The organism is Mesorhizobium sp. WSM4828 (assembly GCF_055811175.1).
Genome location: NZ_JBVVQK010000005.1, coordinates 1 through 24,091, shown reverse-complemented (window position 1 = coordinate 24,091; position 24,091 = coordinate 1). Strand labels below are relative to the sequence as shown.

Here is a 24,091-nt window from a genome sequence, read left to right as displayed (position 1 = left end):
CGGCAGGCGGATGAGGGGCAGCGCCGACGTAGGCAAATACCTTGCCGCCACCGCAGCGCAATTGCGGCTCGATTGTTTGCTGGCTTGATGGCTCCAATTACCGCCTAGGAATCACCCCTCGATCTTCAACGCAAAAGGCGTGCCCTCAAACGCTTCGGCACCGCGCCCGATCGCCTCGATGGCGCGGCTCATGCGGCCGTTGCGCTCGAGCAGTGAGTCGGCAATGGCGATCAGCCGCGGATTGGGCGTCGCCGTGGGCGACAGCGCGCGCAGCGTCTTGGCCAGTTCGGCCTCGTCGCGCGTCGGCGCCAGCGCTGCCGCGATGATATAGGCCGAGGCGGTCGAGCGGCTGATGCCGGCATAGCAATGCACCACCAGCGGCCGCGAGCGGTCCCATTGGCGGGCGAAATCGAGCAGGTTCAGGACATGCTCTTCGCCCGGCATCGTCATGCCCTCCTGCGCCACCGCAATGTCATGCATGACCAGATGCAGATGGTTTTCCCTGGTGATCGAGGCCGGCCGCACCACCTCCGTTCCGGCGGCAAGCAGCGAAAGCAGCCGCTCGGCCCCGGTTCTTGCCACCGTCTCCTCGATTTTTGCCAGCGAACAGACATGAATCATCGCGAAATCTCCTTGGCATCATCGTCGCGCCGCGAGGCCCAGCCGGCAAGGGCGGATTCGAGCCGCCGCCATTCTTCGTCGGCTCCCGGCAGGCCGACGCGCAGCACATCCGGACGGTCGGCGAAATGCCGAAGCAGGATGCCGCGCTGGCCGAGCATCGAAAACAGGCCGGCGGCGTCCGCCAGCCTGATATAGCGGAACAGCGAAGTGCCACCGGCGACAGGCACGCCGAACCGGCTGAACAGCGTATCGAGCCGTGCGGCATCCTCGGCCAGACGGCGCCGCATCCCGGCCTGCCAGCCGGTGTCGGCAAGCGCCCTTATGCCATATTCGAGCGCCGGCCCGGCAATCGCCCACGGCCCGAATTGCGCCTGCAGCCGCTCCACCGTCAGCGCGTCGGCCACCGCAAAACCAAGCCGCAGGCCGGCCAGGCCGAAGAACTTGCCGAACGAACGCAGCACGACAATGCCGCCCTGGTCGACGTCGCCGGCCAGGCTTTCGCTGCGCGGGCCGACATCCATGAACGCCTCGTCGACGACCAGCAGCCCGCCTCCGGCGCGCAATTTTGCGGCAAGTCGAAGCAAACTTTCGCGCTCGACGACGCGCCCGTCCGGGTTATTGGGATTGACAACGACGGCAAGGTCGGCCGCCGCCAAGGCTTCGAAATCATCGACTTCAGCCGCCGCATGGCCGGCGATCGCCGCTGCCCGCCAATGCTCGGCATAAGTTGGCCCGAGCACCAGCGCCGTGCCCGGGCTGACCAGCGAAGCGACGCGCGGCAACAGGATCTGCGTGCCGGGCGCAGCTGCGACATTCGCAGCCGACGGCGCGCCATAGGCGCTTGCCGCGACTTCGGCCAATTCATGGGTACGCGCGGCTTCCGGCAATCGCGACAGGGCGGTGGCGGGCAAATCGAAAAGCGGGTAGGAGTGCGGATTGATCCCGGTCGAGAGGTCGACGAAAGGCAGTGGCGCGTGCGGGAAAAGCGCCCTCGCCCGGCCAAGGCTTCCGCCGTGGTCCACTGCCGCCGTCACTCCATCAAGAGACTTCATGTCGATCCTGATCGCTTTCCTGTCGCTGGCCATCGAACTTGTACTCGGCTACCCGGCCCGGCTCTTCGATGCCATTGGCCATCCCGTCACCTGGTTCGGCAGGCTGATATCCTTTCTCGACCGCAGGCTCAACCGCGCCACTGATTCCGACGCCGACCGTCGCCGCTGGGGCGTCGTCGCGCTGCTGGTGATCGTGCTGGTGCCGGCCGCCGTCGCCCTCTGGCTCGAAACCTTGCTTTGGAGCATTCCCCTCGGCTTGTTGGTCACCGCAATCCTGGCGACGTCGCTGCTGTCGCAGAAGAGCCTGGCCGAGCATGTCGAAGCGGTAGCCGACGCACTCGACAGCGGCGGACTGGACATGGGCCGCATTGCCGTCTCGCGGATCGTCGGCCGCGACCCGGAAAAGCTCGACAGGGCCGCTGTCTGCCGCGCCGCGATCGAGAGCCTGGCCGAGAATTTCTCCGACGGCGTCGTCGCGCCGGCCTTCTGGCTCGGTATCGGCGGGCTCGCCGGCGGCGTCGCCTACAAGGCCGCCAACACCGCCGATTCGATGATCGGTCATCGCACCCCGCGCCACGGCGCCTTCGGCTGGGCGGCGGCGCGCTTCGACGATTGGATCAATCTGCCGGCGTCGCGACTGACGGCGCTGCTGATCGTGCTTGCGGCTTTCCTGGTCAAGGGCGCCGACGCCAAAGCCGCCTGGCACGCGATGCGGCGCGATGCGAAAAAGCACCGCTCGCCCAATGCCGGCTGGCCGGAAGCAGCGATGGCCGGTGCGCTCGGCCTGGCGCTCGCCGGCCCCCGTTCCTACGATGGCGTCATGGTCGAAGACGCATTGATGGGCGAAGGCGGCCGTCGCGACGACGTCGAGAGCACCGACATCCGGCGGGCGCTGAAACTCTACCGGGTCGCCGACTTGCTGCTGATTGCGCTGTTCGGGGTGGTCGCAGTGGTTGTCATACTGGCGTGACCTGCGCTCGAGATCGAGCGCAAACAGAAAACCCGCCATGCGGAGGGTCGTTGGAGCCAATTAGCACCATACCCAAACTATTAGCATAGCTGCCGGTACAAAGCAAGAACAAAATAGGGCTACGCCTCAAAATAATCGCTTCAGCTTTGCGCTTCTCATTCCCTGCCTTTGACGTTCGAAGTTGGCGAAATCCGAGGCGCCATCCAATCTCCCCCCTCGTGGGGGAGATGTCCGGCAGGACAGAGGGGGGGCGCGAAGGATCGCCAACCTCTTGACCGTTCACCTGCTAACTGCGGTCTGACGACGTAGTCGTCTCCGACTGATAGGCCGAGGGACAGTGCCCCCCTCTGCCCTGCCGGGCATCTCCCCCACAAGGGGGGAGATCGGCAGCTTCGCCGGCGCCGCCTGCTCCGAAACGCCCTTCCCCGATCGCCAAACCCTCAGAACTCGATCCCCTGCTGCGCCTTCACGCCGGCGGAGAAGTGGTGCTTGGTCACGCCCATCTCGGTGACCAGATCGGCCGCCTCGACCAATGCCGGCTTGGCGTTGCGGCCGGTGACGACGACATGCAGGCCTTCGCGACGCGCCTTCAGTGCCGCGACCACCTTTTCGAGGTCGAGATAGTCGTAACGCAGGGCGATGTTCAGCTCGTCGAGCACCACGAGGCTGATCGACGGGTCGGCCATCAACTCGAGCGCCTTCGCCCAGGCGGCCTCGGCCGCCGCGATGTCGCGTTTCAGGTCCTGCGTCTCCCAGGTAAAGCCTTCGCCCATCGCCTGCCAGACGACACGATCGCCAAAACTAGCAAACGCGTCTTTCTCGCCGGTGTGCCATTTGCCCTTGATGAACTGAACGACGCCGACGCGCTTGCCGTAGCCGAGCATTCTGAGCGCCAGACCGAAGGCGGCCGTGGTCTTGCCCTTGCCCGGTCCGGTGTTGACGATCAGCAGCCCCTTCTCGACCGTCTTGGCCGCGACCTCGGCATCCTGCACCGCCTTGCGCTTGGCCATCTTGGCGCGGTGGCGTTCCTCGTCCCCCTGTTCAATGGTCTTGGGATCGATAGCATCAGCCATGTCATTTCACCTTGAGCGGCAGCCCCGCCACCATCAAAAGCACGGTGTCCGCGACGGCCGCGACCTCCTGGTTCAACCGGCCGGCGGCGTCGCGAAACCGTCTTGCCAGCGCATTGTCCGGCACGATGCCCTGGCCGACCTCGTTGGACACCACGAACCACGGCCCGCGCGGCCGCGACAGCACATCGGCCAGCCTCCGGCATTCGGCCTCGACATCATGGTCGGCCAGCATATGGTTGGTCAGCCACAGCGTCAGGCAGTCGATCAGCACCGGCTGGCCGTCAGGCAGTACCTCGATCGCGCCGGCAAGGTCGAGCGGCGCCTCGATGGTCGTCCAGCCCTCGCCTCGCCGCGAGCGGTGCAGCGCGATGCGCTGGCGCATCTCTTCGTCATAGGCTTGCGCCGTGGCGATATAGCTCCAAGGCGTCGGACAGGCGCTCACCAGGCTCTCGGCATGCGCGCTCTTGCCGGAGCGCGCACCGCCGATGACCAGGGTCAGTGCCCCGGCAGCGCGGTCAGGCAAAGCTGTCGCGCAGACTGGTCGCCGTGCCGGTGAAGCGGCCGCGCACCACGCCGACGACCGCGCCGAGCACCAGCCAGAACACCAGATTGGTCAGCGTCACCGCCACCACGAACTGGTGGTGCAGGCCTTCCGGGATCGTCGTCTCGAAACTGTCGGGCTGCGGCGCGCCGACGATATGCGGCGCAACGATCAACGCCACGGCAAGAACCACCAGCGGCAGCGATCTGCGGAAGACGATAAGGCCGAGACCGGCCGCGGTCGCCACCACTGTTGCCCACCACCATATCTGGCGTTGGACAAGGTCGGCCGCCGGCATCGCCGGCAGTTCCGGCGGCAGGCCGAGGCCCGGCGCCAGCGTGAACACGGCAAAGCCGGCAAGCCCCCAGAACAGGCCCTGGCGCCAATTGCCGATGCCGCCGGCGAATTCCGAAACCGCAACCAGGACCAGTGCGAAGCCGATGCCGGTGACGATATTGGCAACGACGCTGAAGCCGAAGCGCTCGAAGCCGTCGGCCGGCGCCCAGCCTTCGTCCTCAGCCGGAGCCATTGCTTCAACCGGTGCCGGCGCGGCGCTGCTCATAGCCGTCGTGCCTGCGGCGTTTTCGGCCGGTGCCGCAGGTGCGGCGGCATGGTCATGGCCGCCGCCGGCCTGTTCGTAGACTTCCGCCTTCAGGATGAGCGGCACCGTGGCATAGGCCTGCATGCAGGCGAGAACGACGCCGGCCACAAGCCCGCCGATCGCCGCGATGAACACGACGTTGCGAAACAGTGTCATGATGTCAGCCCCTTGTTAGTGGCAGGGAAAGCCCATCGAATGGCGATAGTCGTGTGCGGCATTGTGGACCGCATCGATATGCGAGAAGCCGACAAAGCCCATGACGAAAATGCCGAGGAATGCAGCAAGCGCCAGCTGCATGAAACGCGACTGCGAGGAGACGGAAGCGCCGAGCGAGACGGAAGCGGTATTCATGTCTTGTCCTTTCGCCCTCCACCCGAGGGCATAGAAGTCAGTTTCCTGTCGCCGGCAGGTCTCCTGGCTCGCGGATCAGCGCCCTTCCCCACCTTCCCGAAGGCGAACCTTCAGTGGCATATGGAGAGGACTACCGCACACAGTTGCGGGGGCAGCCACGGCATTGGGCAAACAACTTGCCCGCACCGCATTCCCTCTTGGTTCCAAACGGAACCGACGACATCAGCGACTATAGGCAGAATCGCCGCGCCCGGCAAACTAAATTCCGCCGGATCGTGTGGCGAATGCGCCCGCCTCGCCAAGCTGGCCGGCCGGCGCCGCGATTGACAATTTTCGCGGCCGGGTGTCGGCTGGCGGACGGGGAGGAAGCCGGCATGCAACCCGGCCCGAATGAGCGCGGTCCCTACAACGGCCTGACGCGGGCCGAGCCGACGCTGCCGTCATCGGCCTATTGGGACATCGCGGCCTATCAGAACGATCTCGAGGCCATCTGGTATCGCAACTGGCTGCTCGTCTGCCGCGAAGCCGACCTTGCCCAGCCGCTGGCTTTCAGGACGTTTTGCATAGGCACGCAGGAGGTCGTCGTGCTGCGCGACGAGGCCGGCGAATTGCGCGCCTTCCACAACACCTGCCGGCATCGCGGCTCGCAGCTTTGCCAGCAGAGCGAGGGCCGGCTGAAGGCGCGGCTCATCACCTGCCCCTACCACGCCTGGTCCTATTCACTGCGCGGCGATCTGGTGCGCGTGCCGTCGAAATCGCTGCCGGACGGTTTCGACAAGGCCGATCATCCGCTCTACCGCGTCGCGCTGTCGGTGTGGCGCGGTTTTGTCTTCGTCAACCTCGCCGAAGACGCTGCCGGTTCGGCTGAAACATCCTTCGATCCGGCATCCGGGAACCTCGCCAACTGGCCGTTGGAAACGCTGCTGAGCGGCCATGTCCTGCGCAAGGTGATGAACTGCAACTGGAAGATCTTTTGGGAAAACTTCAACGAGTGCCTGCACTGCCCCGGCGTCCACAAGGACCTGTCGCGGCTGGTACCGATCTATGGCCGCGGCCTGATGGGCCGCCATGACGACCCCGAATGGGCGCGCCATGCCGACAATGACGCGCCGGAATTTGCCGGCGGCTTGCGGGCCGGGGCCGAAACCTGGTCGCGCGACGGGCGCGTCCACGGCTCGGTCTTTTCCGGCCTGACGCCGGCCGAACGTGCTGCCGGGCAGACCTATGCCACCAGCCTGCCGTCGATGTTCGTCGTCGGCCATGTCGACTATGTCAGGACCGTGCGGCTGGTGCCGCTTGGGCCGGAGCAGACGGAACTCACCGCCGAATGGCTTTTTTCGCCCGAAGCGCTCGCCGATCCGGCCGCCGATATCGACAACATCGTCGCCTTCGGCACCCAGGTGCTGGAGGAAGACGCTGATATCTGCGAGGTCAACCAGAAGGGCCTCCGCTCGATGCGCCATAAGGCCGGCGTGTTGATGCCCGAGGAATATGATTTGCACCGCTTCCACAATTGGGTGCGCGAGCGCCATGCGGCGCTTGAACATCAAAGCGATTTGGGCAGATAGCGCCAGGTGACGAAGCCGCAGATCGCCGCCAGCAGGCCGAGCGTCGCGAAAACCGCGCCCAGTCCGAAAAACGCCAGCACCACCGAGTAGACCAGCGGCGGCGTCAGCTCGGAAAAGTCGAGATAGGTGCGGTAGACCGCCGCCATCTGTGCCCGCTCATACGAGCGCACCGAGCGCATGAAGGCAGTCGAGCCCAGCGCATCGAGCGCGATGGTGAAGAAGGCACCGCAAAGCAGCAACCCGCCGGTGACGAGCGGTGCGGCCTCGCCGACGGCGCCGGCCGCCAGCAGCGTTGCCGACATCGCGAAATAGGCGAACGTCATGGTGCGCCGGCCGCCGAAACGCTTTCCTGCCCTGCCCCAGAAGATGGCCATGAACAAAAGCGCATTGCCGGCCGAAACCAAGAGGCCGCCGGCGAGCTTGCCCTCGCCGGTGATCACCATGAACAGCGGCCCATAGACGAAGAAAGTCGTCCAGAAGCAGGAGCGGCCGAAGGCGATCAGCCAGGCCAGCCTCAGCCTTGGCTGCGCGACGAAGCGGCCGATATTGGCCAGCGGATTGACCGGCCGCGTCTTGCCGGGGCGGATCGACGGGTTGTCGCCAAGCCGGTAAGTCCAGAACAGCGCCAGCAAGGCCATGGCGAAGACGGCCACCGCGCCATGCGCGGCATAGATGCCGAAACGCGTGTAGAGGAAAATGCCGAGGGTCGGCCCGGCGGTCCAGGCAAACATCGACCACGCCATGCGCAGCGACTCGGCCTGCATGAAATCGGTCTTGCGGATATGATCCATGATGTAGAGGTTGAGCGTGATCGCCAGCGCGCCGGCGCCGACGACGCGGCAGAGCATGCCGACCACCTGGCCGGCCAGCGTATGGGTGACGAAGAACAGCGAGCCGGCGGCCAGCAGGCAGGCGCCGGCGGTATAGACCCAGCGCCGGGCAAAGCGGGCGATCAGCATCGGCATGAACAGCGTCGCCGACAGGCCGAGCATCGCCACGATCGTGTAGAGGATCGAAACGATCTGCTCGTTGTGCAGGATCTCGTAGGCCTGGATCGGGATGACGCTGGATACGGTGGCGCGCGCGAAGGATTCGACCGCATAAAGCGAGGCGAAGGTGCGGGCATCCGCCGGCCGCAAGGCCGCGAGCCAGATCGGATGGCGCACATGGGTAGCCATTGCTTTTCCCGAAGCCGAATCGCCTGAAGCAGGGTTTGGAGCACAAATCTGCCGCGGCGATTCCTTGCCGGGTAACAGGAAACCGACGCCTTCACGGCAAAAAGCGAAGCCGGCCAAAGGCTTTCCGGCTCTGGCCTAAAGCAGCCGTGATGCTGACCGGCGCCAACGCGACGCAAGGCCCTGCTTCTTTTGACGGTGGCAACCGTGATAGTCGTCTTGCCGGGGCTGAACCAAGACAGCGAGACCATGAGCACTGACACGTCGACCGCAGCCGTTGAGGATCAACCGAAGTCGAAGCGCATCGCCGCCATCGACATTGCACGCGGCATCGCATTGCTTGCCATGGCGAGCTATCATTTCACCTGGGACCTCGAATTCTTCGGCTACACCGATCCCGGCCTCACCGCCTTCGGCTGGTGGAAAATCTATGCGCGCTGCATCGCCTCGAGCTTCCTGTTCCTGGTCGGCATCAGCCTCTATCTCGCCCATGGCAAAAAAATCCGCTGGACCGGCTTCTGGAAGCGCTTCGCCATGGTTGCCGGGGCAGCGCTCGCAATATCGCTGGTCACCCGCATCGCCACGCCCGACGGCTTCATCTTCTTCGGCATATTGCACGAGATCGCGCTCGCCAGCCTGCTCGGCCTGGCGTTCCTGCGGTTGCCGGCGCTGCTGACGCTTACCGTGGCGGCCCTCGTCATTGCCGCGCCTTTCTACCTGCGATCCGAGCTTTTCGATCATCCAGCTTTATGGTGGGTCGGCCTGTCGGCGACCAACCCGCGCTCCAATGACTACGTTCCGCTGCTGCCCTGGTTCGGCGCCGTACTTGCCGGCATCGCGGTTATCAAGCTCGCCTCCACCTCCGGCGTGCTGACGCGGCTATCGGCCCTGACGCCCGGCCGCTGGGCAAATCCGCTGGTCTTCATCGGCCGGCACAGCCTTGCCTTCTATCTGATCCATCAGCCGGTGCTGATCGGCTCGGTCTGGCTGTTTTCGCAATTCATGCCGGCGCAGGGCGAAACCAGGGAGGTGAGTTTTCTGAAATCCTGCCAGATATCCTGCGAGCAGGCACGCGACACCAAGTTCTGCTCCAGCTATTGTGTCTGCATGCTGGACACTCTCCAGGGCGAAGCCTCGCTTGACCGGCTCTACAGCAACGACCAGTCCCCGGAGTGGAAGGCGCATATTGGCGAGCTCGCCGGAACCTGCACCGCCCAAACCGAGGCGGCGGAACCGGGAACGCGCTAATCGAGGGAGGACAATAATGAGCGACAGTCACCCGAAACCCGTGCAGCAAAATCCTGGGCAGCCGAAGCTGGGGCACATCCCATGGCCGCCGCTGATCTATATCGCCGCCATCATCGTCAGCGTCGCGCTGGGGCTGTTCTATCCGCTGCCGTGGATCGGCGATCTTCTCGGCGACATCCTGTTCGCCGCCGGCCTTGTGGGGTTGGTGGCGGTTGCCGCGCTCTGGTTCACGGCAATCCGCACCATGATCCGCGCCAAGACGACGCTCAACCCGAACGGCGTGCCTGACCATCTGGTGACCACCGGACCCTTCGCCGTCAGCCGCAACCCGATCTACCTCGCCAACACATTGCTGCTGGTCAGCCTCGCCTTTGTCACTGGGATCGCCTGGTTCCTGCCGCTGGCGGTCATCGCGGCGTTCCTGACGCAGAAGCTGACGATCGAGAGCGAGGAGAAAGTGCTGACGGCCAAATTCGGCAAGAAGTACCGGGACTACGCCAAAAGGGTGCGGCGCTGGATTTGAGCCGGGGCTGACACCGCGCTTATGTGGTGACGCCGAGTTCCACCAGCCGCTCGACGCAGGATTCCTCGGCCTGGTCGAGCTCGGCCAGGGTCTCTTCGAGGTCGCGGCGTTTTTGGCGCAAATCCTCGCGCTTTTCCTCGATGCGCTTGATCATCAGCTTGAGCTGGCCGACCTCGCCGGGCGGCTCCCTGTACATCTGGATGATCTCGCGGATCTCGTTGATCGAGAAGCCGAGCCTTTTTCCCCGCATGATCTGGCGGATGAGATGCCGGTCCGACGGGCGGAACAGCCGGGTGCGGCCGCGCCTTACCGGCTGCACCAGCCCTTCGTCCTCGTAGAAGCGCAACGTCCGCGTCGACACGTCGAATTCGCGGGTCAGCTCCGTGATCGAATAATATTCCCGCATCGTCACTCCAATGCCCCGGCCACGCCGCAAGTTCCAACTGGCCGGCGCCCAAGGCGCCCAGGCGCGCACCAGAATCGGCGGACAAGGCACCTTCCAAAGCCTCGCACGACATTTACGTAAAAGTCAATTGAGGTGCCGTTCAGCTTACGCCGAACCACCATGTGGCGAGCCCGAGAAAGGCAAAGAAACCGACGACATCGGTGACCGTGGTGACGAAAACCGCCGAAGCCACGGCCGGGTCGATCTTGAAGCGGTCGAGCAGCAGCGGGATAAGGATGCCCGCCAGAGCTGCCACGAACATGTTGATGATCATTGCAGCCGCAATGATGCCGCCGAGATTGCGATCGTGGAACCAGGCAGCAGCCACGAGGCCGATCAGGATGGCAAAGATGATGCCGTTGATGAAGCCCACCCCGATTTCGCGGCGGATGATGCGGCCGGCATTGTAGATGTCGAGGTCCCGGGTCGCCAGCGCCCGCACCGTGACCGTCATGGTCTGCGAGCCGGCATTGCCGCCCATGCCGGCGACGATCGGCATCAGCACCGCCAGCGCCACGATATGCTCGATGGTGCGGTCGAACAGGCCGATCACCGAGGCAGCCAGGAAAGCTGTCAAAAGATTGACCAGCAGCCAGGGCACGCGCGAGCGCGAGGTCGAAAAGATGCTGTCCGAGAGTTCTTCGTCGCCGACGCCGCCCATGCGCAGCAGATCTTCCTCGGCCTCCTGCTGGATGACGTCGACGACGTCGTCGATGGTCAGCACGCCGACCAGCCGCTCGTTCTCGTCGACGACGGCGGCAGACAGAAGATCGTATTGTTCGAATTCGCGCGCCGCCTCCTCCTGGTCCATGGTGGCCGGGATGGCATGCCTGGTCTCATGCATGACCTCTTCGACCTTGACCGAGCGCTTGGTACGCAGGATCTGGTCGAGGTCGATGGCGCCGAGCAGCTTGAAGCTCGGATCGATGACGAAGATCTGGCTGAAACGGTCGGGAAGATTGTTGTCCTCGCGCATGTAGTCAATGGTCTGGCCGATCGTCCAGAAGGGCGGCACCGCGACGAACTCCGTCTGCATGCGGCGGCCGGCGGTCTCTTCGGGATAATCGAGCGAGCGCCGCAGCCTGATCCGCTCGGTGAACGGCAGCTGCGACAGGATCTCGTCCTGGTCCTCCTGGTCGAGGTCTTCGAGAATGTAGACCGCGTCGTCGGAATCGAGATCCTGCACACCTTGAGCGATCTGCGCATTGGGCAGATTGTCGACGATGTCGCGGCGGATCGCCTCGTCAACCTCGGTCAGCGCGGAAAAGTCGAAATCCTTGCCCAGCAATTCGACCAGCGCGCGCCGCTGTTCCGGGTGCAGGGCCTCGAGCAGGTGACCGAGTTCCGACTGGTGCAGATCGTCGACTTCACGCTTCAGCGTCAGTGTATCGCGATCGGCGATCGCGGCACCGATCTGGGCGAGGAACGACGACAGGATGACGCCGTCCTCGTCATAGATGTCGGCGCGGCGCTCCTCGGCCGCCCTGGCGCCGGTCATATGTTCGTCCTGGCCTTCCACCAGCGCCTCCAGCCATCGGATTTCCGGATAAGGTGCCTGTCAGGTCTAGACCATGATCCTGAAAAGTGGAAACCGGTTTTCCGAAAAGATCTTGGTCGAACACAAAGATGGAGCGGCGACATAATTCGCTTGAGAATCGGCCTCTCTGTGCGCAACGGACGGATCTCGGACCACCTTGCGAGCTGCCGGTTGCCCAAGGTTGATAAGTATCTCTATAATTATCGCTAATAAATGGAGGGTGTTTATGGGGAAATATCTGTTTACCAGCCTCACTCATGCGCAATATGAATTATGAATGGAGATGAGGCCTGCCGTGGCGCTCACATTTTCGCCGTGTCGCCAAGGCAGGTAACGCTCGTTCAATGACGCTGCGCAGGACGGTTGGGCTTCTGGTCTGACGCCGCCGGCAGAAGTGTCGATATCAGGGGATCTGGTCAATGACCGACAACAAGCCAGACGTTACCAAGGATTGGCAAGCGACGCAGGGCCAGAAATCCTCCGCCACGCGTCTTCGCCTCTTCGCCGCACTCTCGTGGATCGTCGCCATTGGCGGCGAGATCTACGGGATTATGCTGCTTCGCCAGAACAAGTTCGACCAGGCACACCTGCCGCTGATCATCGGCCTTCTGGTCGGCATCGCGATTTTCGCAATCGCCGGCAACTTGCTGTGGAAGGCGGCCAACAGGCATGATCCGGCCCGCGCATCCGACGCGGCCAGGTTCTTCTTCCAAAACCAGCTCGGCGCAATCACCACGCTGATTGCCTTCCTCCCACTGGTTTTCCTGATCCTCACCGACAAAAACATGGATCCGCGGACCAAGAAGATTGCCGGCGGCGTCGGCGCTGCGCTGGCTGTGCTCGCGACGGTTACGGGGATCAGTTTCAAACCCCCGTCGGTCGAACAGTACACTCAGGATATGAACACGTGCGCAGCCCAGATCAAGTCGGGGCAGCCGACCACCGCCTGTTCGCCCGATGTCGCCGCTCAGGCGCAGGCGATCGCGGCGGACACGGCCGCGGTGGCGGCGGCGACGCGGGACGCGAGCCACCCCGCCGGTCAGGATGTCGTTTACTGGATCGCGCCCGAAAACGGAGCCGCGAAGTCCGCCGAGCCGCATGTTTTCCACCTCTGCGCAGGCGTGAGTCCGCTGAAGGACAAGACCGTGAATAGTGGCTCCGTGACGGAGGCCTATGCACAGAACGCCATTCGCATCACGAAGCAGATCGATATGGAACAGAAGCAGTGCGGGTTCACCGCCGCAACCAGCCCCAACTGAACCCGCCTGCGCTCGATCGCGTCCAACTGTTGGTCTTGTCGAGAGGGACGGCGCGCAAGCGCAGGCTCAGTATTGACTCGCCGAAGCAACGCTAAATACCGGGATCGCCCGGCTGGCCATTATTGTCCAACTGCAAACTTATCCGCAGCGGTTAGTCCCCTGCCCGGCAAAAGCCATGATCGCGGTTATGTCAGGCGGGCATGACCGTTATGAAAATCGAAAATCATGAGGCCCAACCTGGCCTAAACAGGCGCGTGCTGCTCAGAGCTGCCGGTCTTGGCGCCCTTACCGGGCTCACCGCCTGCGCAACCGCAGTGCTGCCTACCGGCGAAGGCGCCGGTGTCTCTGCCTCCGCCGCCGGCACGCTGGCCGGCATCCGCGCTTCGGCGGGTCTCGGGCCGCTTGTCGCCGATGCGCAGCTCGAGCAGGCGGCGCTCCAGCAGGCCGGCTACATGGCGCGCGGCGGCCGCATGAACCACACAACCGGCTGGGGCAAGGACTTTGCCTCGCGCGTCAAAGACAATGACATTGCCGGCGCGGCCGCCGAAAACATCGCCGAAGGCCGCTTCGACCAGCAGAAGCTGTTCGATATCTGGGTGCATTCGCCAGGCCACCGCCGCAACATGCTCGACCCGCGCTTCACCCGCTTCGGCCTCGCCTATGTAAGCGACGGCCGCGACAGCACACTTCGCTACTGGTGCCTTGTGCTCGGCAGATAACTTCCGCCATGTGGTCGGCGGAAGCCTGTCGGGCGACCGATCCGTCAGTCTTTGCGGCCGCGGCCGAGCAATTCCTCTATGTCCTGCGCACAAACCGGTCTGCTGAAATGATAGCCCTGCATTTCGTCGCAATTGTTCCTGCGCAGGAAGGCCACCTGATCATCCGTCTCAACGCCTTCGGCAATGACCCTCAGGTTGAGATTTTGCCCCAATGAAATCACCGCGCTGGCCACAGCCTGGTCGTTCTCGTCGGCGGCGAGATCCTTGATGAAGGACTTGTCGATCTTCAGCCGCGCCACGGGGAAGGTCTTGAGTGCACTGAGGCTGGAATAGCCGGTGCCGAAATCATCGATCGAGATCTGGACGCCCAGGCTTTGCAGGGCGTTCATGGTCGCGACCGCGAGCTCGATATCCTGCATGATAAGGCTCTCGGTCACCTCCAGCTCGAGATATCTCGCCTCCAGGCCGCTGTCCTTCAGCGCGCTGACGATGCGATCGATCAGGTTGCGTTCCCTGAATTGCCGCGCCGACACATTCACGCAAACGGTCAAGGGCGGCAGTCCTGCGTCTTGCCAGGCTTTGTTCTGCCGGCACGCCTCATGTAGAACCCAGTCGCCGATCGGTACGATCAGACCAGTCTCCTCGGCGGTCGGGATGAACGTCGTCGGCATTACCGTGCCAAGCGTTGGATGGTTCCAGCGTATCAACGCCTCGACCGCAAAAACCCGACCTGACCGAAGGTCCACCTGCGGCTGGTAGAGCAGCGTGAATTCCGAACGCGCCAAGGCGTTTCGCAACTCTTCCTGAAGTACGAATTTTTCATGCGCCCTGGTGTTGAACTCCGGAGCGTAAAACTGGAAATTGTCGCGGCCGAACTCCTTGGCGCGATACATGGCCGCGTCGGCATTTGCCAGCAGCGTATCGGGATCCGTCCCATCCTTGGGATAGTTGGCAATGCCGATGCTGGCCGTCGCCCGTACAAGATGCGCTCCGAGCTGAACCGGCTCGGCGAGTGCAGCCCTGAGCTTTTGCAAGGTCTCGGAGACGAGATCGACGTTCGCCGGCTGGTCGAACAGCACGACGACGAATTCGTCGCCGCCAAGCCGCACGACGGTATCGGTCGCCCGGACGCAGTCGACCATGCGACTTGCGACGATCTTCAGAAGCTCGTCGCCGGCATTGTGGCCGAGCGTGTCGTTGACGAATTTGAAATTGTCCAGATCGATGAACACCACCGTCACCCAGCGATCGTATCGCTGGGCGTACAGGACCGCCTGCGAAAGCCGATCCTCCAGCAAGGCGCGATTGGGAAGCCCGGTCAACACGTCATGGTTGGCCATGAAGTGGATGCGGTCTTCGGCCTGTTTGCGTTCGATGGCGATCCCGGCGATGCGCGTCGTGAAATCGATGAGGCGGGTCTCGGCCTCGGTCGGTCCGCGCACCGTCATCGAATACATCGCAAAGACGCCAAGCACGGCGCCCTGATGCGACAGGATCGGGGTCGACCAGCATGAACGCAAACCGTGCGGCCGCGCGAGTTCGCGATAATCCTGCCAAAGCGGATCGTGCATGATGTCAGCGACAATCACCGGCTCGCGCCGATAGACAGCGGTTCCGCAAGACCCTGCCCGAGGGCCGATCGCGGCGCCGTCGACGGCGTCGGTGTAGTCTCTCGGCAGGCTCGGCGCGGCGGCGTGGCGCAAGTGGGTGCCATCCTTGTCGAGCAGCAAGACCGAACCGAATATCCCCGCCAGTTGGGACTCGACCAGACGCATGAGCCGCTCGAGCACGTCTTCGAGGGGAGCGCTCTTTGCAATCATCTCGAGGATATGCGCCTGCCCGTCGCGAAGGATTTCGGCCTGCTTGCGCGCAGTGATGTCGCGGGCAATGCCGACGAGGCCGAAAATGTTGTTTTGAACGTTGCGCAACGGCAGCTTCGTCGACAGGAACCATTTGCCGGTGCCTGACGCATCGACGACGAACTCCTCCTCGTCGATCATCGGTTGTCCATCACGCATCAGTTGCTGCTCGATGGAGCGAAATTTTTGCGCAAGATCCGGCGCGTGAAGGTCGAAGTCGCTCAGACCGATCATGTCGCTCGTGCTGTCCCGACCGCTGTCGGACGCAATGGCTCGGTTGGCGACGACGAAGCGGCTTTCGGTGTCCTTCACCCACATGTAGTCAGGCACCAGGTCGATCAGCGTCTGCAGCGAGATACGCTCGTCGACGACCAGGCGATTGGCGCTGAGCTCGCTGATGTCCTCGTGCGTGGCCACCCAGCCGCCGTCAGGCATCGGTTGATGGCAGACCTGAATTGTCCGGCCATCGGCGAGCTCGGCTGTCCAGTTTCCCGAAGCCGTGCCCGAATTGACCGCCCGCGCCAACGCCAGATAAGCGTCCGCATTCATTGCCGAGGTTCCGACAACGACGCGCCGCTCGACGATTTCGCGTAGCGCCGCACCCGGCTGCAATTGCTCCGGTGCAAGGCGATAGATTTCCGCATAGCGTCGGTTGCACAGGATCAGCCGTTCATCGGCATCAAAAAAGCAGATGCCTTGCGAGATGTTCTCGATCGCGGTCTGGAACCGCAGTGCCTGGTCCTGAAGCGCCGCAATCGTGGCGCGAAGCTCGCGCTCGAGGGCCTCATATGAGGCAGTCGCCAGTTTTGCCAGCGTCGTCAAATTGGCGGATTCAGGCGCTTCGGCGGTTTGCCTGGATGATTTCGTGGCCAAACACAATTCCTCCCGCTGATGCTTGAAGCAAGCAATGGAGGCTCGCTTTCAACCCAAAAGCGAGTGCATATTGGTCCGGATATACTAATGGCAGGTGAACCTTGCTCAACGCCGACGCGACCGGCACAGGCAACGGAACCCGTGAGCCGGTCGCGGTGCCGGAGCTGTGAGGCTTAGTCCATATGCGCGGCAGGCGCCCCACCGGCGGGCGGCGCAGCCTTTGGCTTGCGCAGCAGGAAAACAAACGGGACAGCAAGCAGTGTCATCATCATCAGCAGCTTGAAGTCATTGACGTAGGAGATCATCATCGCCTGGATATTGACCATGCGATCCATCAGCGACAGCGCCGTCGGATCGCCGCCCGCCGCTGCCGGCGATGCCGCCCAGAGGTTGGGATTGAACGGATTGACATAGGCCGAGAGCTCGGCGTGGTTGATCTGCGTGTTACGCACCAGCAGAACCGTCACCACCGACACACCGATCGACGAGCCAAGATTGCGCACCAGGCTGAACAACGCCGTGGCATCGGTGCGGAAGCGTGCGTCGAGCGTAGCGAAAGCCACGGTGGACAGCGGCACGAACACCATTCCCATCCCAAGGCCCTGGATGACGCCGGAGCTGAGGATAAGCCAGTTGTCCATCTGCGGCGAGAAGCTGGACATGGTGTAGAGCGACTGCGCGGTCAGCAGGAAGCCGATGACGACGAGAATCCTGGCATCGATCCTGTGCATGATCCGCCCGACGAACAGCATCGCAATCATCGTGCCGACACCGCGCGGGCCCAAGACGATGCCTATGGTGAGGGTCGGATAACCGAAGATGGTCGACAGCATGGGCGGCAGCAGCGACATGCTCGCCAGGATGAGCACGCCCATGACAAAGATGAACGCCAGCCCGGTGACGAAATTGCGATCGAGGAAAATCTTGGGGTCGATAAAGGGGTGCTCCGCCGTCAACGTGTGAATGGTGAACACCCAGAAACCGGTGATGGAAAGACCAAGCTCGATCCATATCTCGATCGAGGAAAACCAGTCGACCTCACCGCCGCGATCGAGCATCAGCTGCAGCGCGCCGACACCGAGCGAGAGCATGGTGAAGCCGAAGAAATCGAAGCTGCGCACCCGCCGGGCAACGCTGGGAAGATATGCGGCCATGCCGAGGAAGGCGATGATGCCGACCGGCAGATTGATGAAGAACACCCAGCGCCAGTTGAAATTCTCGGTCAGCCAGCCACCCAGCGTCGGGCCAAGGATCGGTCCCAGCATGATGCCGGCGCCCCAGATGGCCATGGCCTGGCCGTGGCGTTCCCTAGGGTTGATGTCGAGCAGGAAGGTCTGCGACAGCGGCACGATGGCCGCGCCGAATACGCCTTGCATGAGCCGGAACAAAACGATGGTCTCAAGGCTCCAGGCGATGCCGCACAGCATGGAGAAGACGGTAAAGCCGACCACGGCCGTCAGGAACAGCTCCTTGCGACCGAAGCGGTCGGCCAGCCAGCCGGTCACCGGCGTCATGATCGCGGCGGCAACGATGTAGGAGGTCAGCACCCAGTTGATGTTGTCGGGGGAGGCGCCGAGATCGCCGGTCATGGTCGGCAGCGCAACGTTGGCGATCGTCGTGTCGAGCGCCTGCATGATCGTCGCCAGCATGAGCGCAACTGTGATCAGGCCGCGGTGCGGCACTTCGCGAAAGGGTTCTGGGCTGCTCATGACGTAAAACTTCCAGCAGGTAACAAAAACGTGTACATTAGGTTTCCGGACGGCGAGGCCCCGCTGTAGAGAGACCCTCATCGCGGTGGGACGCGAGCATCGATGTGGGGGTTACATCGACTGAGCGTCTCGACAAAGCGGGCCTGCCGCCCGGAAACCTGAGGACCGAAGATCCTGCGCGGCGGTGTCTGCTCAGGCGGGCTACAGCGCAGCCCGTCTACGCATTCAACTTTTCCTGCGTCTCCCTCGGACCAATCCTGCATCCATCTCGCTGTTTGCTATGCGGCCGCTACCAGGCCTCTTTACTTGGCCTCGCCTGCCGTGGCGCTGTGGAAAATGCTCGGCAGCCCGCGGGAAACGCCGGTGTCCACCGTGACCGTCGCGCTCATGCCGGTGCGCAGCGCCGTCTTGGCGTCGGCATCGGTCAATTCCAGGCGGACCGGAATGCGCTGCGTGACCTTGACCCAGTTGCCGGTGGCGTTCTGCGCGGGCAGCAGCGAGAACTCGGCCCCGGTGCCGGCGCCGATCGCCTTGACGGTGGCTTCGAACGTCTTGCCCGGATAGGTATCGACCATGATTTCGGCCTTCTGGCCTGGCTTCATGTTGGTGAGCTGGGTTTCCTTGAAATTGGCGTCGACCCAGGTGTCGCCGGTCTCGACCAGCGAAAACAGCGGCGTGCCCGAACCGACATACTGGCCGACCTTGAACGAAGCGGCCTGGCTGATGATGCCGTCGGCAGGCGCCTTGACCGTGGTCTGGACCAGATCGTAGGCCGCCTTGTCGCGTGCGGCGAGCGCCGCCATTACAGTTGGATGCTTGTCGGTCTCGATGTCGGGATTGCCGCCAAGTGCCGCCTTGGCGCTGACGATCCCTTGCTGGGCCACGGCCAGCTGCTGCTTCGCCTTGTCGAGGTCGTTCTTGGCTTCGTCCAGCGACGACTTGGCGTTGATGCCCTTCTGGGCAAGGTCGGCGGCGCGGTCATATTGCGACTGCGCGTACTGGACCTGGCTTTCGTCGGACTTCTCCTGCGCCAGCGCCTGGCTGTAGGCCGCACGCAGCTGCTCGACATTGAGCCGCGCACCGGCCACCGCCGCGTCGGCCTGGGCCAATGCGATCCGGTAGGGCTCGGGATCGATGGCGAACAACACGTCGCCCTGCTTGACAGACTGGTTGTCGAAAATGTCGACCTGAACGATGCGGCCGGCCGTATCGGCGGCTATCGACACCTTGGCCTGCTGCAGATTGGCGTTCTCGGTCTCCTGATAGCGGCCGCCGGTCACCCAGACATAGCTGCCGCCGGCGATCAACGCAGCGGGCAGCACAAACATCAAAAGGAAGCGGCCGGCACGGCGCTTCTTCTTCGGCGCCACCGGCGCTGGAGCTACCTGCGGAGCCACCGTTACCGGAGCTGCCGCCGGCTTGGCGGGAGCTTCCATCTCCAGCTTGGCCGCATTCTCATCTAGTTTGGCTACCGCGTTCATGCTGCTGCGCCTTCCGTATTCTTCACTTTGTCCGAGGGCGGCGTCTCACCATCTGCAAGATTCTGCACCATTGTCTCCAGCGCCCTGACCAGGACGCGGCGATCTTCCGGCGAAACGCCAACGAGCGATTCCTCGTAAACCTCGCCGGCAAGGCTCTTGACGTGGGCGTAGGCCGCGTTCGCCTTGGCGGTCGGGAAAATCATGCGCACTCGCCTGTCGGTTGCGTCGGGACGGCGCTCGATCCAGCCGCCCTCCTCCATGCGATCGACAAGACGCGAGACGCTGATCGGCTCGATTTCGAGAAGCTCGGCAAGCCGCGCCTGCGCGACACCCGCCTCCTTGGCGACACGTACCAGAAGCCGCCATTGCGCCGAAGAAAGGCCGAAACCACTGGCGCGCGCCTCGAAGCGCTTGCGCATCAGGCGCTGCACGTCGTGGATCAAAAAGCCCAATCTGTCGATGCCGTCGGAAACCATGAGCGACATATATAATAAGCATGCTCATAATTCAAGGAGCCGGATTGTGCCAGAAGCCGGCAAGTGTGCATGGCAGTCAGTGCAGGGCGATCGTGGTTAGCAATTTATTACGCCGAGCGCTTGTGACGAGTATGCAGAAGATCGGCGTTCAGATGCTCAGGCTATCGATCTCATCCAGGCGGAAAAGGCTTCGATATGCACTTGTCGGGGGTGATTGGCTACGCAGGCAAGGTAAAAGCCATAGCCTGGCAGAGAGAGATCATGTGCCTTGACCAGCCTGCCGGCCTCGAGTTCGCCACCGACGACCACATCGCTGCAGATAGCGATGCCTTGGCCTGCCGCGACCGCGTCGATCGCGTGCAGCTCTTCGCGGAAGCTTAGGTCCCATGCCTGGTTGGCATTGGGGATGCTGGGATCGATCGAGCGTGCGATCGCCAGCCATCGCTGCCAAGTCGGCGCTTCCGGGTCGCGGTTCGTCCAATTGAAATGGATGAGCGGGTATTGCAGCAGATCGGCGGCGCGCTCGATCTGTCGGTCGCCTCCTGCGAACAGCTCCGGGCTGCATACCGGAAAGAATGCGTCCCGAAAAATTTCCTGCGCGGGAACATCCCGCGGCATCCTGCGCGCATAGCGGATCGCGACGTCGGCGTCACCGGCTCGCAGGTCCAGAACGGCGTCTGTCCCGATGATCTCCAGTGGAATGTTCGGATGCTGTTCGCGCCACTTCGACAGGCGCGGAACCAGCCATCGGCTGGCAAATGCATTTGGGCTCGTCACGCGCAACGGGCGTTGGCCAACACCGGCCGAGGCTGACGCTATGGCCGCAGCGAAAGCGTCGAAGCCGCTGCAAATTACCGGGAACAGCCGTTCGCCCACCCCTGTGAGCACGAGCGGTCGTGGGCGCCGCCGGAACAGCAGTTGCCCACAGACCTCCTCCAGCAATCGAATCTGGTGGCTGATGGCCGTTGGCGTCACTCCGAGTTCCGTCGCAGCCTTCCTGAAGCTCATCAGCCTGGCAGCGGCTTCGAAGGCGCGAAGCGACCCGAGCGGCGGAAGTTTCTCATGCAGGCAGTTTAGATGAATTTAGCTCATCCAGCGACTGAGATATTCGATTTTGCAGCGAATGGCGCCGCATGAGATCATTAAGATCCGACACATGCCGGTGAGCGAAAGCGGCCTGTCCAACCGTGCCGGATCACGAAGGGTATCCCTCGATGAGCATGTTCAAGCTTATAGACGGTTCCGAGCCGGCGTTGCAGGCGCCAGATATCGCCCGGCTCAGGCAGGCGATTCGCGGCGATCTGATCCTTCCGGACGACCCTGGCTATGACCAGGCGCGCAGAGTTTGGAATGGGATGGTCGATAAGAGGCCGGCGGCTGTCTTCTATTGCGCCGAATCCAGCGATGTCGTCACGGCCGTCAACTTCGCCCGATCGCAAGGCTTCCTCGCCGCCGTCCGCGGCGGTGGTCATAACGTCGCCGGCAGTTCGGTATGCGACGGCGGCGTGGTGATCGATGTGTCACGCATGAAGCGGATCGAAGTCGACCCGATCCGCCGTGTTGCTCGCGCAGAAGCCGGCTTGAACCTGGGCGAGTTCGACGCAGCCACGCAGGTCCATGGTCTTGCGACGACCATGGGTGTCAACGCAGGTACCGGCATAGCCGGACTGACACTCGGCGGCGGGTTCGGCAAGCTTGGCCGCAAACATGGGCTGAGCTGCGACAACCTTGTCGCTGTCGAAATCGTGACGGCGGACGGCCGGTTGCTCACGGCAAGCGCGGCCGAAAATGCAGATTTGTTCTGGGGCATTCGGGGCGGCGGCGGCAATTTCGGAATAGTCACGACTTTCGAATACAAGCTCCATCCGGTGGGTCCGCTCCTCATCGCGGGATCGATGCTATACCGGTACGAAGAGGCACGCGAAGCGATGCGGTTCTACCGTGCGTTCTCGAGCGGCGCCCCGGATGAGCTGAGCCTGGATGCAGCACTTGTGACGGCGCCCTCGGGCGAACGCTTCTTCAGCATTTCGGCGTGCTACATCGGCCCACTCGACGAGGGCCAGCAAATCATTCAACCTCTGAGAGAGTATGGCACGCCGGTTGAGCGCCGGATTGCTCCTGCCCCCTATCTTCAAATCCAATCGGCCGCGGACAGCCTCTTTCCGCGCGGTCGGCGCTACTACTGGAAGGCGCAGTTCATGCGCGAAATCACAGATCAGGCGATCGATACCATGCTTGCGGCTTACATGACTGCACCCAGCGAATCGCTTCTGGTCCTGCAGCAGGTTGGCGGCGCCATCTCGCGAGTACCGATGGACGGAACGCCCTACGCCAACCGGGATGCACTTTACGATTGCTTCCCGATATCGATCTGGGACAATCCGTCTGACGACGAAACGCACATCCGATGGGCGCGTGACCTGTGGGATGCAATGAGACCGTTCTCGACCGGCGGCGTCTATGCCAATAATCTAGGCGAAGAGGGCACTGATCGGGTTCTGGCAGCTTACGGCGAGAATTATCCGAGGTTGACCGCACTAAAAAACAAGTATGATCCTACCAATTTCTTTCGCTTGAACCAAAACATCAAGCCTACGACCTGAGCGACCGCCGCAGGCCGATGCCCGAAATTCTGCAGCGCTGCTACAACTCCAAATCCCAGTTCTGGCCGACCAGATCCTTGCCGAAGGAATGGTGGCGCTCCTCGTTGGTCAATTTAAAGCCCGCAGCCTCATAGATGTGGCGGGCGGCGACGAGCACGTCGTTGGTCCACAGCGTCAGTGTGCTGTAACCCTTGGCGCGGCAAAAGCCGACACATTCCTCGACCAGCCGCTTGCCGATGCCGAGCCCGCGCGCCGACGGCTCGACATAGAGCAGGCGCAACTTCGCCACCTCGTCCGACTGGCGCACGACGAAGACCGAGCCGACCACCTCTCCTTCCCGCTCGGCGATCCAGCTGCGTTCCCATTTCGGATCGAAGGATTTGACGAAGGCACCGAGGATTTCGGCGACCAGCGCTTCATAGGTTTCGTCCCAGCCATATTCCTGCGCGTAGAGCAGGCCCTGGCGATGGATGATCCAGCCGATGTCGCCGACCTGCAGAGGCCGCAGCGTGTAGGGAATCTTGGGTTCGGCTGTCCCGTCCAGCAGGCGCTGCACCGTCTGCATGGCCTTGACCAGCCTGTCCTGTTCGGCAACCGAAAGCCGGTCGAGCAAGGCCGCAACTTGGTCGTGCGAACCCTGGTTCAGCGGTGCGAAGGCCTGCCGCCCGGCCTTGGTCAGCGCGATCGACGAGCGCCGCGCATCCGCCTCGATCGTGGCGCGCTCGACCAGATTACGCTCCTCGAACTTCTTCAGCAGCCGGCTGAGATAACCGGCATCGAGGCCGAGGTCGCGCGCAAGGTCGGTGGCGGTCAGGCCATCGCGATGCGCCAGCTCATAGAGCACCCGCGCCTCGGTCAGCGAGAAGGTGCTTTTCAGCAGCCCTTCGTCGAGCAGCCCGATCTGGCGGGTATAGAAGCGGTTGAAGGCCCGCACCGCGTCGATCCGCTCCTTGCCTGGGTGACGATGAATGGTCATGGCATCCTCCTCCCGGCAAGATCAGCGATTTAGTTGACTTAGTCAAGGATCCTGTTTGAAGCAATTGTCCTGATTATGCCCAGCGGCCGCCTTGACTCACGCGAGCTGCCAGCCTATTTCAGCGCCACGTTAGCACTCCCCCAAGATGAGTGCTAACCACATGTCCGGCGCCGCCGGACGGAGGAACTGTTCTCACCATTCTCATCGAGGAATAAAAAATGGCAAAGTCGAAGTTCCGCCCGCTTCATGACCGCGTGGTCGTTCGTCGGGTCGAATCCGAATCCAAGACCGCGGGCGGGATCATCATCCCCGATACGGCTAAGGAAAAGCCGCAGGAAGGCGAGATCATCGCCGTCGGTTCCGGCGCCCGCGACGAAGCCGGCAAGCTCGTCCCGCTGGACGTCAAGGCCGGCGACCGCATCCTGTTCGGC

General features: G+C 63.0%; 23 protein-coding genes and 1 riboswitch. Of the genes, 8 read left to right on the top strand and 15 right to left on the bottom strand.

The annotated features are described in order from the left end of the window. Positions 1-111: 111 nt before the first annotated feature. Positions 112-621, bottom strand: coding sequence for a tyrosine phosphatase family protein (locus AC0L2X_RS07825; protein WP_473561960.1), 510 nt, complete (start codon positions 619-621; stop codon positions 112-114). After that, on the bottom strand, positions 618-1,673 hold the full coding sequence (gene cobD / locus AC0L2X_RS07820; protein ID WP_473561958.1) for a threonine-phosphate decarboxylase CobD: 1,056 nt from the start codon (positions 1,671-1,673) through the stop codon (positions 618-620). Before cobD ends, AC0L2X_RS07825 begins: the two co-directional genes overlap by 4 nt. Between cobD and cbiB the strand changes: the two genes are divergently transcribed. Continuing rightward, complete coding sequence (gene cbiB / locus AC0L2X_RS07815; RefSeq protein WP_473561956.1) at positions 1,672-2,643, top strand: adenosylcobinamide-phosphate synthase CbiB; 972 nt, start codon at positions 1,672-1,674, stop codon at positions 2,641-2,643. The two genes, cobD and cbiB, sit on opposite strands and share 2 nt — an antisense overlap. A 440-nt stretch (positions 2,644-3,083) precedes the next feature. Here the strand turns inward: cbiB and cobO are convergent, their stop codons facing one another. The 4 genes from cobO to AC0L2X_RS07795 are packed head-to-tail and all read right to left on the bottom strand — an operon-like array spanning position 3,084 to position 5,209. Next, on the bottom strand, positions 3,084-3,716 hold the full coding sequence (cobO, locus tag AC0L2X_RS07810) for a cob(I)yrinic acid a,c-diamide adenosyltransferase (RefSeq protein WP_473561955.1): 633 nt from the start codon (positions 3,714-3,716) through the stop codon (positions 3,084-3,086). Position 3,717: 1 nt separating this feature from the next. Further along, positions 3,718-4,239: a bifunctional adenosylcobinamide kinase/adenosylcobinamide-phosphate guanylyltransferase gene (gene cobU, locus AC0L2X_RS07805; RefSeq protein WP_473561953.1), complete on the bottom strand. Its 522-nt coding sequence runs from the start codon at positions 4,237-4,239 to the stop codon at positions 3,718-3,720. Beyond that, positions 4,232-5,014 carry a CbtA family protein gene (locus AC0L2X_RS07800; RefSeq protein ID WP_473561951.1) on the bottom strand — a complete coding sequence of 261 codons (783 nt, stop codon included), beginning with the start codon at positions 5,012-5,014 and terminating at the stop codon, positions 4,232-4,234. Before AC0L2X_RS07800 ends, cobU begins: the two co-directional genes overlap by 8 nt. A 15-nt stretch (positions 5,015-5,029) precedes the next feature. Continuing rightward, positions 5,030-5,209, bottom strand: a complete 180-nt coding sequence (locus AC0L2X_RS07795; RefSeq protein ID WP_023720718.1) for a CbtB domain-containing protein — start codon at positions 5,207-5,209, stop codon at positions 5,030-5,032. Between the two features lie 36 nt (positions 5,210-5,245). Further along, positions 5,246-5,442, bottom strand: a riboswitch (cobalamin riboswitch). Positions 5,443-5,583: 141 nt separating this feature from the next. Here AC0L2X_RS07795 and AC0L2X_RS07790 point away from each other — a divergent pair. Further along, entirely contained in the window at positions 5,584-6,777 is a 1,194-nt protein-coding gene (locus AC0L2X_RS07790; RefSeq protein WP_473561949.1) for an aromatic ring-hydroxylating oxygenase subunit alpha, read from the top strand. Here the strand turns inward: AC0L2X_RS07790 and AC0L2X_RS07785 are convergent. Beyond that, positions 6,756-7,955 (bottom strand): MFS transporter, encoded by a 1,200-nt coding sequence (locus tag AC0L2X_RS07785; RefSeq protein ID WP_473561948.1) that lies wholly within the window; start codon positions 7,953-7,955, stop codon positions 6,756-6,758. The genes AC0L2X_RS07790 and AC0L2X_RS07785 overlap by 22 nt on opposite strands. Positions 7,956-8,201: 246 nt before the next feature. Here AC0L2X_RS07785 and AC0L2X_RS07780 point away from each other — a divergent pair, with 246 nt between their 5' ends. Beyond that, positions 8,202-9,200, top strand: a complete 999-nt coding sequence (locus AC0L2X_RS07780; RefSeq protein ID WP_473561946.1) for a heparan-alpha-glucosaminide N-acetyltransferase — start codon at positions 8,202-8,204, stop codon at positions 9,198-9,200. Between the two features lie 16 nt (positions 9,201-9,216). Next, positions 9,217-9,723: a methyltransferase family protein gene (locus tag AC0L2X_RS07775; RefSeq protein WP_352454650.1), complete on the top strand. Its 507-nt coding sequence runs from the start codon at positions 9,217-9,219 to the stop codon at positions 9,721-9,723. 19 nt (positions 9,724-9,742) lie between these two features. Here the strand turns inward: AC0L2X_RS07775 and AC0L2X_RS07770 are convergent, their stop codons facing one another. Together AC0L2X_RS07770 and mgtE are read right to left on the bottom strand one after the other, a co-directional pair. Beyond that, positions 9,743-10,129: a MerR family transcriptional regulator gene (locus AC0L2X_RS07770; RefSeq protein ID WP_023676566.1), complete on the bottom strand. Its 387-nt coding sequence runs from the start codon at positions 10,127-10,129 to the stop codon at positions 9,743-9,745. Between the two features lie 139 nt (positions 10,130-10,268). Then, positions 10,269-11,687, bottom strand: coding sequence for a magnesium transporter (gene mgtE / locus AC0L2X_RS07765; RefSeq protein WP_473561944.1), 1,419 nt, complete (start codon positions 11,685-11,687; stop codon positions 10,269-10,271). Positions 11,688-12,124: 437 nt separating this feature from the next. On the opposite strand from mgtE, the gene AC0L2X_RS07760 reads away from it, so the two are divergent. Then, a complete protein-coding gene (locus tag AC0L2X_RS07760) occupies positions 12,125-12,964 on the top strand; it encodes a hypothetical protein (protein ID WP_473561942.1) in 840 nt (279 codons plus the stop codon). 200 nt (positions 12,965-13,164) lie between these two features. After that, positions 13,165-13,683, top strand: a complete 519-nt coding sequence (locus AC0L2X_RS07755) for a CAP domain-containing protein (protein WP_473561940.1) — start codon at positions 13,165-13,167, stop codon at positions 13,681-13,683. Positions 13,684-13,727: 44 nt separating this feature from the next. Here AC0L2X_RS07755 and AC0L2X_RS07750 read toward each other — a convergent pair whose 3' ends face one another. From AC0L2X_RS07750 to AC0L2X_RS07730, 5 genes are all read right to left on the bottom strand, one after another. Continuing rightward, a complete protein-coding gene (locus tag AC0L2X_RS07750) occupies positions 13,728-16,415 on the bottom strand; it encodes an EAL domain-containing protein (RefSeq protein ID WP_473561938.1) in 2,688 nt (895 codons plus the stop codon). 173 nt (positions 16,416-16,588) lie between these two features. After that, on the bottom strand, positions 16,589-18,124 hold the full coding sequence (locus AC0L2X_RS07745) for a DHA2 family efflux MFS transporter permease subunit (protein ID WP_292653931.1): 1,536 nt from the start codon (positions 18,122-18,124) through the stop codon (positions 16,589-16,591). Positions 18,125-18,426: 302 nt separating this feature from the next. Next, a complete protein-coding gene (locus AC0L2X_RS07740) occupies positions 18,427-19,605 on the bottom strand; it encodes an HlyD family secretion protein (RefSeq protein ID WP_473561936.1) in 1,179 nt (392 codons plus the stop codon). Further along, positions 19,602-20,081, bottom strand: a complete 480-nt coding sequence (locus AC0L2X_RS07735; RefSeq protein ID WP_352493422.1) for a MarR family winged helix-turn-helix transcriptional regulator — start codon at positions 20,079-20,081, stop codon at positions 19,602-19,604. The genes AC0L2X_RS07740 and AC0L2X_RS07735 overlap by 4 nt, the downstream gene beginning before the upstream one ends. A 156-nt stretch (positions 20,082-20,237) precedes the next feature. After that, entirely contained in the window at positions 20,238-21,149 is a 912-nt protein-coding gene (locus AC0L2X_RS07730) for a LysR substrate-binding domain-containing protein (protein WP_473561971.1), read from the bottom strand. A gap of 146 nt (positions 21,150-21,295) precedes the next feature. Between AC0L2X_RS07730 and AC0L2X_RS07725 the strand changes: the two genes are divergently transcribed. Next, positions 21,296-22,684 carry an FAD-binding oxidoreductase gene (locus tag AC0L2X_RS07725; protein ID WP_473561934.1) on the top strand — a complete coding sequence of 463 codons (1,389 nt, stop codon included), beginning with the start codon at positions 21,296-21,298 and terminating at the stop codon, positions 22,682-22,684. A gap of 40 nt (positions 22,685-22,724) precedes the next feature. Here AC0L2X_RS07725 and AC0L2X_RS07720 read toward each other — a convergent pair whose 3' ends face one another. Beyond that, positions 22,725-23,660 (bottom strand): bifunctional helix-turn-helix transcriptional regulator/GNAT family N-acetyltransferase, encoded by a 936-nt coding sequence (locus AC0L2X_RS07720; protein WP_352567565.1) that lies wholly within the window; start codon positions 23,658-23,660, stop codon positions 22,725-22,727. Between the two features lie 218 nt (positions 23,661-23,878). On the opposite strand from AC0L2X_RS07720, the gene AC0L2X_RS07715 reads away from it, so the two are divergent. Further along, the coding region (locus AC0L2X_RS07715; protein WP_133254887.1) for a co-chaperone GroES at positions 23,879-24,091 on the top strand (213 nt) is incomplete at its 3' end.

Coding starts and splice junctions, on each gene's coding strand:
- AC0L2X_RS07825 (WP_473561960.1), bottom strand. CDS start 621: ATGATTCATGTCTGTTCGCTGGCAAAAATCGAGGAGACGGTGGCAAGA.
- cbiB (WP_473561956.1), top strand. CDS start 1,672: ATGTCGATCCTGATCGCTTTCCTGTCGCTGGCCATCGAACTTGTACTC.
- cobD (WP_473561958.1), bottom strand. CDS start 1,673: ATGAAGTCTCTTGATGGAGTGACGGCGGCAGTGGACCACGGCGGAAGC.
- cobO (WP_473561955.1), bottom strand. CDS start 3,716: ATGGCTGATGCTATCGATCCCAAGACCATTGAACAGGGGGACGAGGAA.
- AC0L2X_RS07800 (WP_473561951.1), bottom strand. CDS start 5,014: ATGACACTGTTTCGCAACGTCGTGTTCATCGCGGCGATCGGCGGGCTT.
- AC0L2X_RS07795 (WP_023720718.1), bottom strand. CDS start 5,209: ATGAATACCGCTTCCGTCTCGCTCGGCGCTTCCGTCTCCTCGCAGTCG.
- AC0L2X_RS07790 (WP_473561949.1), top strand. CDS start 5,584: ATGCAACCCGGCCCGAATGAGCGCGGTCCCTACAACGGCCTGACGCGG.
- AC0L2X_RS07785 (WP_473561948.1), bottom strand. CDS start 7,955: ATGGCTACCCATGTGCGCCATCCGATCTGGCTCGCGGCCTTGCGGCCG.
- AC0L2X_RS07780 (WP_473561946.1), top strand. CDS start 8,202: ATGAGCACTGACACGTCGACCGCAGCCGTTGAGGATCAACCGAAGTCG.
- AC0L2X_RS07775 (WP_352454650.1), top strand. CDS start 9,217: ATGAGCGACAGTCACCCGAAACCCGTGCAGCAAAATCCTGGGCAGCCG.
- AC0L2X_RS07770 (WP_023676566.1), bottom strand. CDS start 10,129: ATGCGGGAATATTATTCGATCACGGAGCTGACCCGCGAATTCGACGTG.
- AC0L2X_RS07760 (WP_473561942.1), top strand. CDS start 12,125: ATGACCGACAACAAGCCAGACGTTACCAAGGATTGGCAAGCGACGCAG.
- AC0L2X_RS07755 (WP_473561940.1), top strand. CDS start 13,165: ATGACCGTTATGAAAATCGAAAATCATGAGGCCCAACCTGGCCTAAAC.
- AC0L2X_RS07745 (WP_292653931.1), bottom strand. CDS start 18,124: ATGAGCAGCCCAGAACCCTTTCGCGAAGTGCCGCACCGCGGCCTGATC.
- AC0L2X_RS07740 (WP_473561936.1), bottom strand. CDS start 19,605: ATGAACGCGGTAGCCAAACTAGATGAGAATGCGGCCAAGCTGGAGATG.
- AC0L2X_RS07735 (WP_352493422.1), bottom strand. CDS start 20,081: ATGGTTTCCGACGGCATCGACAGATTGGGCTTTTTGATCCACGACGTG.
- AC0L2X_RS07725 (WP_473561934.1), top strand. CDS start 21,296: ATGAGCATGTTCAAGCTTATAGACGGTTCCGAGCCGGCGTTGCAGGCG.
- AC0L2X_RS07720 (WP_352567565.1), bottom strand. CDS start 23,660: ATGACCATTCATCGTCACCCAGGCAAGGAGCGGATCGACGCGGTGCGG.